Annotated in this window: 14 protein-coding genes and 1 tRNA gene; 7 read left to right on the plus strand and 8 right to left on the minus strand. The window is 59.1% G+C overall.

The genetic code is table 11. The features are described from left to right. Positions 1-8: 8 nt before the first annotated feature. The 5 genes from SR908_RS03475 to SR908_RS03495 all read left to right on the plus strand — a co-directional run bounded on the left by SR908_RS03475 (position 9) and on the right by SR908_RS03495 (position 5,307). Positions 9-2,477 carry a sensor domain-containing protein gene (locus tag SR908_RS03475; RefSeq protein WP_246920341.1) on the plus strand — a complete coding sequence of 823 codons (2,469 nt, stop codon included), beginning with the start codon at positions 9-11 and terminating at the stop codon, positions 2,475-2,477. Between the two features lie 67 nt (positions 2,478-2,544). Then, positions 2,545-2,621, plus strand: a tRNA-Arg gene (locus SR908_RS03480). A gap of 182 nt (positions 2,622-2,803) precedes the next feature. Further along, entirely contained in the window at positions 2,804-3,319 is a 516-nt protein-coding gene (locus SR908_RS03485; protein ID WP_246920338.1) for a peptidase associated/transthyretin-like domain-containing protein, read from the plus strand. Between the two features lie 144 nt (positions 3,320-3,463). Then, positions 3,464-4,168, plus strand: a complete 705-nt coding sequence (locus tag SR908_RS03490; protein ID WP_246920335.1) for a DUF2201 family putative metallopeptidase — start codon at positions 3,464-3,466, stop codon at positions 4,166-4,168. 104 nt (positions 4,169-4,272) lie between these two features. Next, positions 4,273-5,307 (plus strand): helix-turn-helix transcriptional regulator, encoded by a 1,035-nt coding sequence (locus SR908_RS03495; RefSeq protein ID WP_246920333.1) that lies wholly within the window; start codon positions 4,273-4,275, stop codon positions 5,305-5,307. Positions 5,308-5,437: 130 nt separating this feature from the next. Here SR908_RS03495 and SR908_RS03500 read toward each other — a convergent pair whose 3' ends face one another. The 6 genes from SR908_RS03500 to SR908_RS03525 form a co-directional block, all read right to left on the minus strand. Then, the gene (locus SR908_RS03500) at positions 5,438-6,577 is read right to left on the minus strand and encodes a porin (RefSeq protein WP_246920329.1); all 1,140 of its coding nucleotides are present in this window, start codon (positions 6,575-6,577) and stop codon (positions 5,438-5,440) included. A gap of 475 nt (positions 6,578-7,052) precedes the next feature. Then, positions 7,053-7,826 (minus strand): ProQ/FINO family protein, encoded by a 774-nt coding sequence (locus SR908_RS03505; RefSeq protein WP_246920326.1) that lies wholly within the window; start codon positions 7,824-7,826, stop codon positions 7,053-7,055. Positions 7,827-7,965: 139 nt separating this feature from the next. Next, entirely contained in the window at positions 7,966-8,502 is a 537-nt protein-coding gene (locus SR908_RS03510; RefSeq protein ID WP_246920323.1) for a dihydrofolate reductase, read from the minus strand. Then, entirely contained in the window at positions 8,499-9,293 is a 795-nt protein-coding gene (locus SR908_RS03515) for a thymidylate synthase (protein ID WP_040242459.1), read from the minus strand. Before SR908_RS03515 ends, SR908_RS03510 begins: the two co-directional genes overlap by 4 nt. Before the next feature lie 63 nt (positions 9,294-9,356). Further along, on the minus strand, positions 9,357-10,163 hold the full coding sequence (lgt, locus tag SR908_RS03520; RefSeq protein ID WP_246920320.1) for a prolipoprotein diacylglyceryl transferase: 807 nt from the start codon (positions 10,161-10,163) through the stop codon (positions 9,357-9,359). Between the two features lie 85 nt (positions 10,164-10,248). Next, entirely contained in the window at positions 10,249-12,303 is a 2,055-nt protein-coding gene (locus SR908_RS03525) for a response regulator (RefSeq protein ID WP_246920317.1), read from the minus strand. A gap of 150 nt (positions 12,304-12,453) precedes the next feature. Between SR908_RS03525 and SR908_RS03530 the strand changes: the two genes are divergently transcribed. After that, complete coding sequence (locus SR908_RS03530) at positions 12,454-13,236, plus strand: NRDE family protein (protein WP_246920314.1); 783 nt, start codon at positions 12,454-12,456, stop codon at positions 13,234-13,236. A 45-nt stretch (positions 13,237-13,281) separates the two neighbouring features. Here SR908_RS03530 and ptsP read toward each other — a convergent pair whose 3' ends face one another. Together ptsP and SR908_RS03540 are read right to left on the minus strand one after the other, a co-directional pair. Next, positions 13,282-15,543 carry a phosphoenolpyruvate--protein phosphotransferase gene (ptsP, locus tag SR908_RS03535; RefSeq protein ID WP_246920310.1) on the minus strand — a complete coding sequence of 754 codons (2,262 nt, stop codon included), beginning with the start codon at positions 15,541-15,543 and terminating at the stop codon, positions 13,282-13,284. A gap of 118 nt (positions 15,544-15,661) precedes the next feature. Continuing rightward, positions 15,662-16,159: an RNA pyrophosphohydrolase gene (locus SR908_RS03540; RefSeq protein ID WP_040243185.1), complete on the minus strand. Its 498-nt coding sequence runs from the start codon at positions 16,157-16,159 to the stop codon at positions 15,662-15,664. A gap of 165 nt (positions 16,160-16,324) precedes the next feature. On the opposite strand from SR908_RS03540, the gene SR908_RS03545 reads away from it, so the two are divergent. Then, positions 16,325-16,981: a histidinol-phosphatase gene (locus tag SR908_RS03545; RefSeq protein ID WP_178999827.1), complete on the plus strand. Its 657-nt coding sequence runs from the start codon at positions 16,325-16,327 to the stop codon at positions 16,979-16,981. Positions 16,982-17,172: the final 191 nt, after the last annotated feature.

The following is a 17,172-nucleotide window of genomic DNA, read 5'->3' on the forward strand; positions in this document are numbered from 1 at the left end:
ACGAGACCTTGGCCCCACATACCTTGCCTGCGTCGCTGATCGAGTTACTGGAAGTGTCAGGCATGGCACTCGCGATTGCCGATGGTGATCAGCCCGGCTGCCCCTTGATCTTCGTCAACAAGGGCTTCGAGCAACTCACCGGCTATGCCCGTGAGGACGTGTTGGGGCGCTCCTGCCGCTTGCTAAAGACGGGCGATGCAGACCCGGAGGCCAACCACCGCCTGCACCGGGCCATCGAAGAACGCACACCGCTGACGCTGACCCTCGAAAACCGTCGCAAGGACGGCACACGCTTCGACAGCGAACTGATGCTCGCCCCGCTATACAGTCAGGAGGGACATTGTTACCTGGTCAGCGTGCAGCGCGACATCGATGAACAGCATCAATCACGCACCCGCTGGCGCATCCAAGACCGTCTCCTCGAACAGCTCAGTGTCCAGGCGCCCGGCGTACTGTTTCAATATCGGCAATGGCCCAACGGGCAGGGCGACTTTCCCTACATCAGTCCCCGGCTGGCCGACTATTGCGGCATCGACCGCGACGCTCTGCAACAAGACGCCGAGACGTTATTGGCCCGGATCGCACCGGAGGATCGACAGCAGCTGCGCGACGCACTCGCATGCTCCGCCACGTCGCTCAGGCTATGGCAAAGGGCCTTTCGTTATCATCACCCCACTCGAGGGCTGCGCTGGCTGGAATGCGCCGCCATACCAACACGGCTAGCCAACGGGGGCACGCTGTGGCATGGCTATTTGACCGATGTCACCGCGCGCAAGCTCGCCACAGAACGCATGGCGCTGGCCGAGACGGTTTTCGACAGTACCCATGACGGCATCCTCGTGACCGATGCCGACAAGCGCATCATCGATGTCAATCCCGCCTTCACGCAGTTGACCGGATACAGCGCCGAGGAAGCCTTGGGACGCACTCCCCACTTGCTGTCCTCGGGCAAACACGATGCGCAGTTCTATACCAGCCTGTTCGCCACCGTGCACCAACAAGGGTACTGGACGGGCGATATCTGGAACGTTCGCAAGGACGGTAGTCAGCTCATCGAAAACGTCACTATCTCGGCGATCCACGACGTCCAAGGCACCATCACGCATTACATCGCCGTGTTTCGCGATATCACCCAGAAACACCTGAAACAGGCACGCATGGAGCGGCGCGCCATCTATGACCCACTTACCAGCCTGTTCAACCGCGACCATTTCGGAGGTGCGCTGGAAAACCTGCTCTCCGGGCTTTCCTACACCGGCATCGGGGTCGCCGTACTATTCATCGACCTCGATGACTTCAAACCGATCAACGATACATACGGCCACGCGGCAGGGGATGAAGCCCTGGTGATCATCGCCCAGCGGCTAAAGCAGCAAACACGCAGCACTGACCTGGTTGCGCGTCTGGGAGGCGACGAGTTCGTCATTGCTCTGGCGGGCATGCGCAGCGCAGAAAAAGCCGAGAAGGTGGCCTTCAAGATCCTCGACGACCTAGTCAGCCCCATCAGCCTGCGCAACGAGCATAGCATCACGCTCTCGGCCTCCGTGGGGGTCGCCTATACCGAGGACAGCCAATTCGCAGCGAACGCGTTGATCGCGGCCGCCGACAGCGCCATGTACGAAGCCAAGAGCCAAGGCAAGAACCGCGTCGCGATGAGCCAGCGACACCCAAGCGATGGTTACGATCTCTACACACGCCTGCAGAGCGCCCTGGAGAAGGAAGAATTGGCGCTGTTCTATCAACCCATCTTGTCGCTGGCCGATGAACGCATCGTCAGCTTCGAAGCACTGGTACGCTGGCATCACCCCGACCAGGGATTGCTCGCACCGCACCATTTCATCGATATCGTCAATCATTCCTCTCTGGAGCGTGCCTATAGTTCCTGGCTTGTCCACCAGGCCGCGCGCACCGCGCAACGCTTTCAAGCCTGCCACATGGCGGTCACCGTGAGCATCAACGTCACGCGCGATCAGGTCGAGTCCGGCCAGCTCGCCGAAGACATGGCGCAAGCACGCAAGCGCCATGCCCTCGCCTCGCCGTTCCTCAATGTCGAAGTCGTGGAAACCGCCCAATTCCATGACGTCGACCTGGCCCATAATCAACTCCAGCAAGCACGACGCCTCGGCGCCCAGATCGCCCTCGACGACTTCGGCTCCGGCGTCTCATCGCTGACGTACGCCAGCCAGCTTCCCATCGATATCGTCAAGATCGATCAGGCCGTCATTCGTCATCTCGTCGAGCGGCCGCAACAACGTCGTTTCGTCAGCGGTATCATCGACATGGCGCATGCCATGCAACGCATCGTGCTCGCCGAAGGTGTCGAAACGCCCGAGCAGCTCGACGTCCTGCGTCACATGGGCTGCGACATGGCACAAGGCTTTCTTATCGGCCATCCCATGCCAAGCGATGAACTCGAAGCACACTATCTAGCCGGCACGACCCAACTCCTCTATCCACTGGCGTTACAGGCGCAATAACGGCACGCCGGCATATACCACGGGTTTATCCCGAGGCCAAGGGCGCTTATAATGCCCACCCCGCCACGCCCCCGTAGCTCAGCTGGATAGAGCGTCCCCCTCCTAAGGGGAAGGTCATAGGTTCGAACCCTATCGGGGGCACCATCATGCTTCAAGCACCGATGCCAAGACCTATTAGAGACGTCCCGACCCTTTCCTCGCGACATTCCCTTTAAAGCGTCATCCATTCGAAGTTTTATTATAAGCATTGTTAATATTACGCCAATTGCGTAATATCCCAGCGCCTTTTCAGGCTAATTAAAAATCGAATTACGCAAGGGAATTCCATGAATCTAAAAATGACTGCAGCAGCCATCTGCGCAGCGGGTATGGTGTCGCTGTCTGGCTGTGCCAGCATCGTGGGCGATACGGACCAGCAAATCACGATCAACAGCACGCCATCTCAGGCAGACCTCGTGATCACGGACGAGACCAATCAGGAAGTTTTTCAGGGGGAAACGCCGACGACCGTAACGCTAACAAAGGCGGATGGATCCTACTTCGGAGGCAAGGACTATAGCGTCACCCTCAGTAAAGATGGCTATGAATCACGGGCTATCACTATTTCCAGCTCACCCAATGGCTGGTATATCGGAGGCAACATTTTGTTCGGTGGCTTGATCGGCTGGTTGATCGTGGATCCGCTGACGGGCGCCATGTATACGCTTAGTCCCGATGAAGTCAATGGTAACTTGGGAGAGAGTGTCGCCCAGCACAAAGGCTCTCAAGAGCTGAATCTAGTCCTTCTCAAGGACGTACCCGACAACTTGCGCGACGATATGCAGCTCCTGGGGCAGATGTAAGCCGCCCCCGTTGGGGCCGTTTCTTGACGGCCCCAACAACTTCCTCCCTCTGACGAACATCTTGTCTTGAGACCGAATGCGACACCCTTTGTCGCTACCTACCTCGATACTCCCTGCATACCTCAACGTGCACAGGAGTCCGGTATGAGCAAGGGAGTGGTAACGCCGCTGGCGTCGTATATCGCACGCAAGAAAGTGAATACCGAAGATAAGCATCTACAGGCATTGAAGGATGAGCAGCTCGCGCTGTGGGTGGCGGATCGCGCTCACTGGCGAGATAGCTGTCCAATGAATGCCGATCTCGCCGATAGCCTCACGCTCGTCCCTGTCACCGACGATCGCGTGGCGACAGCCACCACCGATGGGCGGTGCATCTATTTCGATGCACGCTTCAGTGCAACGCTCAACGCAGAGCATCGTCGTTACCTGCAGGCTCACTTGCTCTGGCACTGCGCCTTCGGCTATCTACTGCCCAACACCCAGGGACATGCACTCTGGCACTTGGCATGGGATCACGAGATCAACAGCCTGTTGCTACAACAAGGCTATGCCCTGCCCACCTCGGCGGTCTTGTTTTTTGCCAAAGTCACACGGCCGGCCCGTGAAGTGTATGACTGGCTTTTGACCCACCCCGCACTGGAGCAGGAGCTCCCGACCGACCGTCTCTGGCAGGAATGTCACACATCCCTGTCATCCCGAAGCAGTTGTCATGACCTCGATTTCGAACTAGGTACGGTCAACCGGCAGCTGACAGAAAGCTGGCGCTCGCATACACGCATGCTGGCCAACGACTATCGGTGTACCCAACACCTCCCTGCTCCCATCGCCGAACGCTTGCGCGGTCTTTGACACGACATCGACCAGCCGACGATGAGCACGCGAATTTTCTAAAGCAAGATCGTCGCTGGCCGATAATTACGTTGTAATAAAACGTAACCCAAGACGAGTATGTCATGTCCAACGTGCGCGATACGCTTTTTCGCTACCTGACCCTGTTGCAACTGATCCCCCGTAGTCCGGGTCGCATCGCGACCCCCGTATTGCTGGAGAAGCTTCGCGAACGCGGTTTCAGGGTCGATACTCGTTCACTGCAACGGGATCTACGTGACAAGTTGGCGCTACATTTCCCGTTGATCTGCGACGATACACAAAAACCCTTTCGCTGGTATTTTGACCGCCAATTTCAAAGCAATCTCCCAGCTCTGGATTTACCCAGTGCTCTTACGCTCGTGCTAGCCGAAGAGTATCTCAAGGGAATTCTGCCCCCCGTGGTACTGGGGCAGCTATCTCATCAATTCGCCGATGCACACCGATTATTAGACGACCTGGATGGCAACAGCTTGAGCCAATGGAGGAAGCGTGTTCGGGCCATTCCCAATGGCAAAGCCCTTCTCCCTGCCACTGTCGAAGCCTCCATATGGCAATGTGTGACGCAAGCCTTGCTGGAAAACAATGCTATCGAGGTACGTTACCTGTCGCGGAGTCGTGAGGATTACAAAACACTGATTCTCCACCCCCAGGGGATCGTGAATCGTCACAGCGTTACCTATGTCGTAGCGACCGTAGAGAAATACAGCGACCTACGCCAGTTCGCACTACACCGAATACAACAAGCGACAATCAGTCAGATGCCGTGGCGTGAAACGCCGGAATTCGATCTCGATGCGTACATCGCCGACGGCGCTTTCGGTTATCGACAATCGCACGATGATATCCACCTGCTTGCCAATGTCGCCCCACAAGTCGCCTGGCTACTCACCGAAACACCGTTAGCGCACGAGCAAACCCTCGAGCCCTTGCCACATAGTGATTGGCAGCGACTCAGCGTCAAACTGCCTGACGATCAGCAAACACTCTGGTGGCTGAAAGGAATGGGCGCCAATGTCGAAGTCTTGAAACCCAGTACTTGGCGCGAAGAAATACGCGACGATGCCCGCCGGATTCTGGCCCAGTCATCCTTTGAAAAAACCATGGAAGCCACGACATAGCCCCGTATTTATCTATACATATTCTTACTAAAAGAAATCACGCCTTACAGATACGCATTAAAAAAGCCGGCTCGCAATGAGCCGGCTTCGTTTTGTTCGCGATCTTCAAGATCGCTGAGGTATCGACAGCTTAGAAGCTGTAGACAGCACCCACGGCAACACCATCATTTTCGTCGTTAGTACGATCGTACTTAGCGTACTCAATGAAGGTGTACATGGCCGAAGACAGGTTGTATGTAGCGCCCAAGGCGAATTCGTTGAAGCTGTCGTCGCCATTGTAATCGCCAGTGGTAGCATCAACACCGCCTGGGTTCGCAACCGCTGCAACTTCAGAGTCGGCATCTACGTACTGATAAGAACCGTAGACATCACCGAAGCCATAGCCGTAACGGGCGCCCAAGGCATAGCGCATAATATCACCGCTTTCACCGGCGTAGTCGACGTCGGTGTTTTCTGCCTTGGCCGACAGACGCAGTGCATTAATGGTGTACTGAGCGTTCAGACCATAGGCCTTGGCGCTATATTTCTCACCATCTGCGCCAGTCAGATCATAGTTATCCAGATCATCATAGACACCGGCGATTGAGAACGCGCCAACGGTATACTTCACACCCCCGAAGAAGGAGGCATTAGAGCCATTGCTGGATACGTCACCCTCATACCCACCATTGGCGTTGAACTCGTCTTCTGCATCGCCCTTGTACTGGCTACCCACAGCGAATTGCAAGCCACCCAGTGACGGCGAAACATACTGAATCTTGTCGCCTTCACGGTCAGTGGCAAGATCATCATCTACGTTGGAAAAATCTTGTCCATAAAGGCCGCCGAGGTCCGAACTCGAATCTGTGACATCGAAGTATTCGTTGTTGGAAATCGGGTCTTGGACCCAGTCGTCGATCAGCGGATCCCAGGAACCGACACGGGCGTCACCGAAGTTACCCTTCAAGCCCATGTAAGCTTGGTCGCCAGTATCAAGACCTTTACCGCCACCTTTTTGCTCGTCCGCGTCAAATTCGAACTCAGCCTTGAAGTAGCCGGTCAGGCCCGGGTTGATGATGTGTTGGCCAGAAAAACCGACAGTTGACCCGTTATCGAACAGATCGTCTTCGGTATCACCATCTGCATTATCGATGGAGCGGTAGGCCAACTGGACGTTGCCGTACAGGTCGAGTTGAGTGCCGTCTTGGTTGTAGACAGTGGCAGCCTGTGCAATACCAGCGGAGGCGCCCAAGGCACCGGCAACGGCAGTCGCTAAGAGTGTCTTTTTCATCGCGATAAATTCCTTAACTAGCTTACTGTTCGATCGTGTCTGCAAATGCAGTCGGCTTTCGGCCCGGCTTGTTTATTCAACGGCTTGCCAAGGCAACACCGCGACGAGTCCGTAAAGCCTTGTTGTTATCCAATGCTCGCAGGGAAACCATATACCGGTCTTTTGGAGAACGCAACAAGAAAAAAACACTGTTTTCCTTCCGCGTTTCCTGTCGTTTCGGTCAAGGTCACCTTTACCGCGAGCCGGCCCCAAAAGGCCTGGAAGCCACTCTACGCCGCCAATATTACATTGGCGTGACGTCAGCGACGCACTCATCTTTACGATTCAAGGCTCTTTCTGGCAAGGGGCAATCCACACCAAGGGCAAGTTTTACTACAAAAGTCGTATAACACGGAGATAACTCCCGCCCGATGTTGAAAACATGGCAAGAAAAAAGGGGCTTGCGCCCCTCTTTTTCAATACTTTCATCCGAGTGTCATCGACCATGCTTGGCGAGTAGCTGGCTCAACTTGCGCTCCAACTGTTCGGATTCCTTGTGCTCGTTGCGCTGCTTTTGCTGTTTCTTCTGCTTCTTCGTGAGCTCATCGAGCTGCTTGCGGGCGTGGCGAGCCTCACCCTCGGTCACGGTGCCTGCTGACTGGCCGTCGAGATCCACTCGCGTCACGTCGGCACGTACCGCCTTGAGGTAACGCGGCAAGTGCACATAGCACGCCAGGGCGCGACGCACGAGCTTCTCCGGCCAGGGCTCGCGCGCCACCAAATCGAGATGAATACCCGTCTTGAGCGGCTGAGTATGGCCCTTGAAGAAGGTTTCCGGATAGCGCTGGTACCACTGCGCCAGCAACGACTGGGGAGAAGGCGGCTCATGTTCCGCGCCCAGCGCCAGGTTTGCCTGCAGAGTTTCACTTTCAGCGTGGCTAGCGCTTTTGCTTTGATCGTCTGACGACGAGGCAGGGGCTGAAGACGCTTGATCGTCGGTGGTTTCTCCCGCCGACCGACGCGGGCCACGAAACGCGATGGGCCCAAGCCCTCGGGCTTTCGCGCCGGCGTCGGGCAACTCCGCCTGGGTGGCGGGCGTCTCGGTCTCGTCGGGCTCCAACTCGGCAAGCGCCAGGAGGCGCTCACGCAGGGCGCGGTTTTCCGACTCGAGTGCCGAGACCTGGCCACGAGCGGCTTCGAGGTTGGCCCGACAGGCCTCGGCTTGATGTTCCAATGCCCTGAACAGGGCGTCTGCGTGGTCGGTCAGCAAGGCGTGCACTCCCTGATTGCCTTGAACAAACGCTGGGCCTCGAATCGTCTACGTATTGATGTACCATCGACACGGCAGACAGGCCCGGCCCATGCGGGCTACCGGGTAAGTCTGTGCCAGCTTCGCCGCGCTGGCAACCTCACCGCCGTTCGTAATGCACGAACGCGTAGTCAGGCTTGCCGTCGCCGCCCTGTCCCGGCACACGCTGGGTTTCCTGCCAATGCGTGGTGTCGACCGCGGGAAACCAGGCATCGCCCTGCACCGACACATCGACCTCGGTCAGATAAAGTCGCGTCGCACACGGCAAAGCGGCGGCGAAAATTTCGCCACCGCCGATCACGCAGATATCCTCGACACCCTCGATGATGGCTTGGCTATCGGCCATATCGAGAGCACTGGCCAGGTCATGGCACACACTGATTCCATCATGGACATAGTCACGGTCACGGGTGACAACGATATTGAGCCGTCCAGGAAGCGGCCTGCCGATGGACTCGAACGTCTTGCGCCCCATGACCAGCGGTTTATTCATGGTGACAGCCTTGAAGAACTTGAGATCCTCCGGCAAGTGCCAAGGCAACTCGTTATCGACACCGATGACACGTTCGCGCGACATCGCCGCCACCAGTGCAATAGGCACCACCGTATCGACACAGGTGGTCGTGCGCTCACTCATACGGCAACCTCCGCTTTGATATGCGGATGCGGATCATAATCCTCGATAGCGATATCCTCGAAGGTGAAGGCGAACACATCCTTGATATCGGGATTGAGCACCAAGCGTGGACGCGGGCGCGGCGCGCGGCTCAGCTGGAGATGCGCCTGATCGAGGTGATTGAGGTAGAGGTGAGCATCGCCCAGGGTATGGATGAACTCACCCGGGACCAGATCGCATGCCTGCGCGACCATATGAGTCAGCAATGCATAGCTGGCGATGTTGAATGGCACCCCAAGGAAGATGTCGGCGCTGCGCTGGTACAGCTGGCACGATAGCCGACCATCGGCAACATAGAACTGAAACAAGGCATGGCACGGCGGCAGCGCCATGTCATCGACCAATGCGGGATTCCAGGCGGAGACGATCAGCCGGCGCGAATCGGGGTTACGCTTGATCTGCTCGACGACATTGGCGATCTGATCGACATGTCCGCCATCCGGGCGCGGCCAACTGCGCCACTGGTAACCATAAACGGGCCCCAGATCGCCGTTCTCGTCGGCCCATTCGTCCCAGATACGGACCCGGTTTTCCTTGAGGTAGGCAATGTTGGTGTCACCACGCAGGAACCACAGCAGCTCATGGATGATGGAGCGCAAGTGGAGCTTCTTGGTGGTCACCAGCGGGAAGCCGTCGGCCAGATCGAAGCGCATCTGATGACCGAAAACGCTGCGCGTCCCGGTCCCGGTGCGGTCACTTTTTTCCACGCCATTATCGAGCACATGGCGCATCAAATCGAGATAAGGCTGCATGTCATCCGAACGTTGAACGATGAAGGCGCGGCATTGCCACGCCGGAATTGGACACCTGGCCACTCACGCTGTCGGCTGCGCTTCTCGCGCGTCGTCGACCGGCTGCCGACGCGACCAGGACATCAAGGCGATGCCGGCCAAGGCCATGGGCACGGTCAACAATTGACCCATCGTCAGCCAGCCGAAGGCGATGAAACCTAGCTGTGGGTCGGGCTGACGCACGAACTCGACCGAGAAGCGAAACACCGCGTAAAGCAACAGGAACAGGCCGGATATCATACCACGCCGACGCGGCCGGCTAGAGACCCACCACAGCACGACGAACATCACCACGCCTTCCAGCGCGAACTCATAAAGTGGCGAGGGATGACGTCCCTCGGGGCCCAGACCAGGATACACCAGCGCCCAGGGCACATCGGTCACACGCCCGGGTAATTCATGATTGATGAAGTTGCCGATGCGTCCGGCCCCCAGGCCAATCGGCACCATGGGCGCCACGAAATCGGTCAGCTGGAAAAACGCCAAGCGATGCTTACGCGCGAACAAGCCAGCGGCAATCAAGACACCGACCAAGCCGCCATGGAAGCTCATTCCGCCATCCCAGACCTGGAAGATCCATAACGGATCGGCCATCAGGCGTTCGAAACCATAAAAGATCGCATATCCTACGCGTCCACCGAGAACGACCCCCAGCGCCCCATAGAACAACAAGTCCCCGATATCATCGGGCTTGAGACCGATGCGGGCGGCGCGCTTGCGCCCCAGCCACCAGGCCCCCACGAAGCCAATGACATACATCAGCCCGTACCAATGCACCTTGAAGGGCCCCAAGGCGATGGCGATGGGGTCTATATCGGGGTAACTGAGCATGCGTACTCCTTGCATACGTTCTGGTCGGCGTGGGCCCGACACCTTACGACAGCCGCTGCCGGGCGGCAACGACACACAGCATCGGCTACGTTTCGGGCGTATCGCCGTTGCCCACCCAACGGCGCACCATCGCCACCAAATCACCGGGACGGTAAGGCTTGGCCAGGCAGTCATCCATGCCCGCCTGCAGAAAGGCTTCACGATTGGTTTGCGTGACATTGGCGGTCAACGCCACCAGCACGCTGGCATGCCGCCTCGCCAGACGACGCTCCAACCGACGCCAGCGACGACTGGTTTCCATGCCGTCGAGAGTCGGCATGTAGATGTCCATGAATACCAGATCGAACGATTGACGCTCGGCCAGCGCTAGCGCCTCCTCACCGTTCGTAGCGGTCTCGACATGACACCCCTGGCGCTCGAGTACGCTACATGCCAGCAGCGTATTGACGGGGCCATCATCGACGACTAGCACCCGGGGGCTCGCATCGCTTGAATGCGTATCGACCGCCGGCTTTTCCTCCGTCAAGGTATCGAGCAAGAGCATGGCGTCTTCCAGCCGTCGCCGCAGCGCCTCCCACTGTGGCGGGCGATGAGGCGCATCACCCTCGGGGGGCGAGGTCAGCGTATTAACGCAGGCTTCGAGTTCTTGGCGCAGGTGTGACAGATAGCCCGTCTTGAGACGTGCATCCTCACGCGCCTGATCACGGGCGAGGCGCAAGCGATGCAAGGTTTCGCCGGCCTCGGTCTGATCGATTAACCCCCAGACGGAGTGTTCACCACGCACGGCCAAGCATTCGAGACGATATTCACGCGCTCCTCCTCCCGCATCGCTCACCTGTACCCGGCGCCGTTGCTCGTCAACGAGCCGCGGCTTCAACCACTCGGTCAACAGAATGTCGCGCAACGCCTCAGGGCGCTCGCCGAGCAACCTTGCCAAGGCGGGGTTCAGAGTGACGATGGTATCGCCCTCGGTCAGCAGGGCTGGTAGTTGCAGGATGTTGAGCCATGCCGGCATATCCCAAACATCGTTCGATGTGTGAGTCCCCAATTGTGGCTCGAGACGCGTCAATAGCGCATCCAAGGTAGCCGGCGAGACGGTGGTGATGTCCGGTGTATCGTCCTGCGACCGGAGGAGCCAGCCTTGGAGCCTACCTAGCGCGGCCTGCCAGGCATCCTCCTCGCGCTGCAATCGCCAATAGAGCACGGTCACGAAGCCCGCGAAGATCAGCACATTGCCGAGAATCAAGCCGATACTCAGCCATGGCAGCGCTTTCTGCCAGGCACTGTCGTCAGGCAAGCTCAGGCGACTCACCAGCCGCCAACCGGTGCTGGGCAGCGTGTCCCAGATCAGAGCCTGGCGGCCCTCCTCTAGCCACTGCATGCCATAACGCCCCGCGGCGTCCGGCAACACGCGGGAAGCGTCATCGCGCATCAAGGCATTCCCGGCGCTGTCGATCAGCCAGTGTTCCCCGATGTTGCCCGTCTCATCACGAATCAAACGCTTCAACCGCGGTAGGGAGATTTCCATCCCCACCCGCGCGAGGTAACGCTCATTCCACATGACATCATGAGTGGCGACCAGACGTCCCGATGGTGCTTGCGCCTCGGTCCACCAAGTCACGTCTTCCACATCGCCAGGGACGGGCTCTCGCTGATATGGGGGAAGGCTGCTATCGATATCGTCCTGCAACTCGGGGACGCTGAACTCGCGCATGTCCACCGGCAAGACAAAGAGGCGAGTGACCAAGGCATCCATGCCGTCATAGTCATCGAGCAGCCTCGTCAGCCGCCGCTGGGTATCGTCGTGCGACAGCACGGCCGGCAGTCCCGGAGCCATACTCGGGGAGGACGAAGCATGCTCTTCCATCGACTGAAGGATGCGCCGCGAGCCACGCGCAAGCATCACCAGATGCTGCTGTTGAGCGGTCAAGCGAGCGTCCAACTGGCGCGCGTAGACACTGTGCGAGGCCTGTAGACGCGCCAGCGCGTTTTCCGATTCACGACGGTCGCTCGCCTGCCAGATTAATGCCCCGGCGCCCAGGCACACCAACGTGAAGCCTATCTCGGCCAGCAACAACGGCCACAGCAACGCTTTCCAGCGCGAACGCTGGGGGCTCGAAGGAGTCGCGGCTTTGTGCATTCCCAACCCTGCTCGTGACGATGCAGCGAGTGTACGCGCTCGCTTACCGGCTGTCATGGCACGTGCGGGCCTCGGCATGGCGCGTTACGCTGGCGCTATCATCTTCGCGATAGCAACGTCCAAGAAAGCCTTTGGCGAGAGAAATATGACATGTGTTTGATCGTCTTCGACTGGCGCCCAGGCAGCGACACGCCCCTGCGTCTAGCCGCCAACCGTGATGAACTTCACGCCCGACCGACACAAGCGTTGGGCGCATGGCCGGATGCACCCACCCTCGTCGGCGGTCGTGATCTGCGTGCCGGAGGCACTTGGTTGGCGGCCTCGCAAACGGGACGCATCGCAGCAGTGACCAATGTTCGCGACGCACACGCTACAGCACCGTCTTCACCTCCCAGCCGTGGCGCCCTGCCTTACCAGGCGCTGACGCACGAAGCACCAATCGCTTGGCTCGAGACTCTCGCGGCGAGCGAGGCGCAGGCCTATGACTGGTTCAATCTGCTCTATTGCGATGGCGTCACGCTCGTGCATGTTCACCATGGCCCGGCAGGCACGACGCTCGCCCGGGTTTCGCCCGGTGTGCATGGTCTTTCCAATGCCACCCTGGATACCCCCTGGCCGAAAGTGATCCGCGCACGGGACGGCTTCGAGCGTGCACTGACGCAGCCCGCGTGGCAGGCGCCCGCGCTGGAGACGATGCACGATACCCGGTCGGCGCCGACATCGGAGCTACCGGATACCGGCGTGGGCATGGAAATGGAAAGCTTCCTATCACCGATCTTCATTCGCGGGGAGCGCTACGGCACTCGCGCCACGACGCTCGTGGAATGGCGCCCCACCGGCATCGAGCTACAGGAATCACGCTTCAGCCCGAACGGCATCGAGTACGACAGTCACCGATATTCACTCGCCCTGACGGACGCCACTCAATCCTGACGACTCATTATCAAACGGCCCCGCGGCAGCGCACGCCACCAGGACTCAGTCATCGGGGGGCAGTAAATGTGCCAGCTTCCATTCGCCCATACGCTGGCGAAGGTGCGCCCGCACCGCCGCGGTGGTGGGCAACGCCAGCGTTTCGTCGAGCAGCGTCCGCGTGTCTGCAAGGGAAACACGCCGGATCGCCGCGCGCACGCGAGACAAGCTAGGGGCATTCATGGATAGCGCCTCGAAGCCCATCCCCATCAGCAGCAAGGCACCCGCGGGATCGCCTGCCAGCTCGCCGCATACCGAGGCTGGCACCTGCAAGCGTCGCGACTCGCTGGCGAGATGCGATAAGGCGCCCAGCACGGCTGGATGGCAGGCATCGTAGAGGCTCGCCACACGAGGATTGTTGCGATCTACCGCCAGCAGGTATTGGGTGAGATCGTTACTGCCCACCGAGAAGAAATCGACACGGGCGGCCAACGCATCGAGCTGATAAAGCGTTCCCGGCACCTCGATCATTACTCCCACCTGAGGGCGCGCCAGCTTGACGCCCTCCTCGATCAGTTCCCGCTGGGCCCGGTCGATGAGCTTGAGCGCGGTATCGACTTCTTCGATGCTCGAGATCATCGGCAACAGGATGCAAAGATTGTCGAGCCCCACCGAGGCACGCAGCATGGCGCGCAACTGCACCATCAACACTTCCGGATGATCGAGCGTCACGCGGATTCCACGCCACCCCAAAAAGGGGTTGGCCTCGTCGATGGGAAAGTACGGCAGATCCTTGTCGCCACCGATATCCAGCGTGCGCATCACCACTGGCAACGGCGCGAAACTCTCGAGCTGATCGCGGTAAAGCCGTGTCTGCTCCTGCTCACTGGGGAAGCGCTCGTTCATCATGAACGGCACTTCAGTGCGATAAAGGCCTACGCCACCGACCCGTGACTTGAGGGACGCCACAGCTTCCACGGCTAGCCCCGTGTTGACCATCAAGGGCATGTAGTACCCGTCGGAGGTTTCGCTGGGGCGATCCTGCTCATGCTCGAGGACCTCGCTGAGCGCCTTCTCCTCGGCGATCAAGGTCTCGTAATGGTGCTCGCGCTCGACATCCGGGCGCACGAACAACCGACCGCGATGGCCGTCGAGAATCGCCCGGGCGCCGTTGAGCCTCGGCAAGGGTAAATCAACCATCCCCAGCACGGTGGGAATGCCCATTGCGCGCGCCAGAATAGCGACATGCGAGGTACTCGAACCGCGAATCGATACCAGCCCCACCAACTTGTCGCGTGGTACCTCGCCCAGCGATGCCGCACTCAATTCATCGCCGATCAGGATGGTCTGCTCGGGGAACGTATCCGGTGTACGCGGGCTATCTTCCTGCAGGTGGGCGAGCACGCGGCGCCCCAGATCGCGGATGTCGGCGGCTCGCTCACGCAAATAATTGTCGTCGACACGCTCCAGATACTGCACATGACGCTTGACCACATCGGCCAAGGCGCCAGGCGCCCACTGTCCTTCGCGGATGCGCTTCTCGACCTCCTGGCCCAACGCCGCGTCACCCAGCATCTGCTGGTAGGCATCGAACAGGGCCACTTCCTGCGCCGAGATGCGCTTGACCAAACGTGCCGCCGCGACGCCGATTTCCTTGCGAACATTGGCGATTGCTTCGTGCAGGCGGGTGATTTCGGCCTCGATATCGGTGGGAATCAGGTCCGGCACGCTGTTGAGATCCGCTGGTGGCATCAGCACCACCAGTTCTCCCGATGCCATGCCGGGCGATGCCGCAACACCCGCAAACATCGCCTGGCCATCGGCTTGGGCCGGCCGGGTCAGCGTGCCCGTCGCCATGGCGTGCGCCAGCACACCGGCCAACTGCGCGGCCATGGTAATGAGAAATGCCTCATCGCCTTCGTCGAAACGCCGCATGGCCTGCTGCTGGACGACCAATACTCCGAGCATGCGGCGCTGGTGAATGATCGGCACGCCGAGGAAGCTCGAGAAACGTTCCTCGCCCGTCTCGGCGAAATAGCGGAAATACGGGTGCGAAGGCGCGTCCTCGAGATTGAGCGGTTCTTCGCGTTGCCCTACCAACCCGACCAACCCCTCGCCGAGTTCCATGCTCACCTGCCCCACCGCTTCGCTGTGCAAGCCAAGCGTATCCATGAGCACTAGGCGTTCGCGCTCAGCGTCGAACAGGTAGATGGAGCACACATCGGTGCGCATGGCCTTGCGAATTCGACGCACCATGGTCGCCAGCGCGGCTTCCAGGCTACGCGCACCGTTGACTTCCTGAATGATGCGTCGGAGAACATCGAGCATTGGCATTTCTTCTTGTTGTCGTCACGACGTGCGTGCGACGGTTGGTCTCAAGGCGAACGCAGGGCATATTGACCCACCCCGCGATATCGACCCTCGGTGGCGATCTCTTGAGCGGCGCCTAGCAAGGCCCCTCTTCGTTCGCCAAACGGTGAACGCGCGGCGCCAATTCGCGCAGAGCGCGGCGATAGACTTCGCGCTTGAAGGGCACGACCTGTCCCAGTGGATACCAATAACTGACCCAACGCCAGCCATCGAATTCCGGCTTGGGAGTGGAATCCACGCAAACTCGGCTATCCCGACACCGGATCTTGAGCAGGAACCACTTCTGTTTCTGGCCAATACATATCGGCCTCGAATGCGTTCTCACCATGCGTCGTGGGAGACGGTAGCGCAGCCATCCGCGCGTACAGGCCAAGATCTCGACATCCTCCGGCGTCAAGCCGATCTCTTCCTCGAGCTCCCGATACAATGCCTGTTCCGGTGTCTCATGCGCCTTGATTCCTCCTTGCGGAAATTGCCACGCATTCTGTCCCACACGACGCGCCCAGAGCAGCTGTCCACTGCGGTTGGCAATGATGATGCCAACGTTGGGCCTGAAGCCGTCAGCGTCGATCACGGACATCACCTTAATGAATATTCGTTGAGGCCATTCTTCCACAAAGCCAGAAAGCGCATCAATACGCCTTGTGGTGGGCAACATTCAGTAACTCTGCGATAATCCACCTCCTTTTACGCCGCACGCAATCTTCCTGTTCACCCAGCACGATGCAAGGAGTCCTCCTTGAGCCTGGCGATCTTCGATCTCGACAATACCCTACTGGACCTCGACAGCGACCATGCCTGGGGTGAGTTCCTCATCGAGCAAGGCGCCGTCGACGCGACGACCTATCGCGATGCCAACGAACGCTTCTACCAAGATTACCAGAGCGGCGATCTCGACATCATGGCGTACCTGGCCCTGGCGCTCCAGCCGTTGGCCGAGAACACGCCGGAGCAACTAGCCGCCTGGCATCAACAGTTCATGGCCAGCAAGATCGAGCCGCACATTCTGACGCGCGGAGAAGAACTGCTGGCACGCCATCGCGCCAAAGGCAATCGGCTATTGATCATCACCGCTACCAACCGCTTCATTACCGGCCCCATCGCCGAACGCCTGGGTGTGGATGACCTGATCGCCGTCGAGCCCGAGATCGATGCCGGCCGCTACACAGGTCGCGTGGTGGGCACCCCGAGTTTCCGCGAAGGCAAGGTGACGCGCTTGGACACCTGGCTCGCCGAGGAAGACGTCACCCTCGACGGCGCTTGGTTCTACAGCGACTCGCACAACGATCTGCCTCTCCTAGAACGCGTCGACCATCCCGTCGCCGTCGATCCCGACGACGCCCTTCGTGAGACAGCCGAGCAACGTGGCTGGCGCATCATCAGCCTGCGTGATTGAGGGTACCTCGATCCTGCAGCCTATATAGAAGACGCCAAAGGGATCCCTTATGGCTTTGTCATTAGTCATAATGTCGAGCTTGGGAAGGCAGTATTTCCGCGTCAAAAGCGTTATAATGCAACGCAGAATTCCATCGCGCCGGTCGCAGTTCGAGATGCCGTTCGCCGGCTGACCGACGCACCTTCTCAAGG

The sequence above is a fragment of the Chromohalobacter canadensis genome (assembly GCF_034479555.1).
Classification (GTDB): Bacteria; Pseudomonadota; Gammaproteobacteria; order Pseudomonadales; family Halomonadaceae; genus Chromohalobacter; species Chromohalobacter canadensis.

Excerpts from the sequence above, each read along its gene's own strand:
- SR908_RS03495 (WP_246920333.1), top strand. The coding sequence starts at position 4,273 with ATGTCCAACGTGCGCGATACGCTTTTTCGCTACCTGACCCTGTTGCAA.
- lgt (WP_246920320.1), bottom strand. The coding sequence starts at position 10,163 with ATGCTCAGTTACCCCGATATAGACCCCATCGCCATCGCCTTGGGGCCC.
- SR908_RS03510 (WP_246920323.1), bottom strand. The coding sequence starts at position 8,502 with ATGAGTGAGCGCACGACCACCTGTGTCGATACGGTGGTGCCTATTGCA.
- SR908_RS03525 (WP_246920317.1), bottom strand. The coding sequence starts at position 12,303 with ATGCACAAAGCCGCGACTCCTTCGAGCCCCCAGCGTTCGCGCTGGAAA.
- SR908_RS03530 (WP_246920314.1), top strand. The coding sequence starts at position 12,454 with ATGTGTTTGATCGTCTTCGACTGGCGCCCAGGCAGCGACACGCCCCTG.
- SR908_RS03485 (WP_246920338.1), top strand. The coding sequence starts at position 2,804 with ATGAATCTAAAAATGACTGCAGCAGCCATCTGCGCAGCGGGTATGGTG.
- SR908_RS03515 (WP_040242459.1), bottom strand. The coding sequence starts at position 9,293 with ATGCAGCCTTATCTCGATTTGATGCGCCATGTGCTCGATAATGGCGTG.
- SR908_RS03500 (WP_246920329.1), bottom strand. The coding sequence starts at position 6,577 with ATGAAAAAGACACTCTTAGCGACTGCCGTTGCCGGTGCCTTGGGCGCC.
- ptsP (WP_246920310.1), bottom strand. The coding sequence starts at position 15,543 with ATGCTCGATGTTCTCCGACGCATCATTCAGGAAGTCAACGGTGCGCGT.
- SR908_RS03490 (WP_246920335.1), top strand. The coding sequence starts at position 3,464 with ATGAGCAAGGGAGTGGTAACGCCGCTGGCGTCGTATATCGCACGCAAG.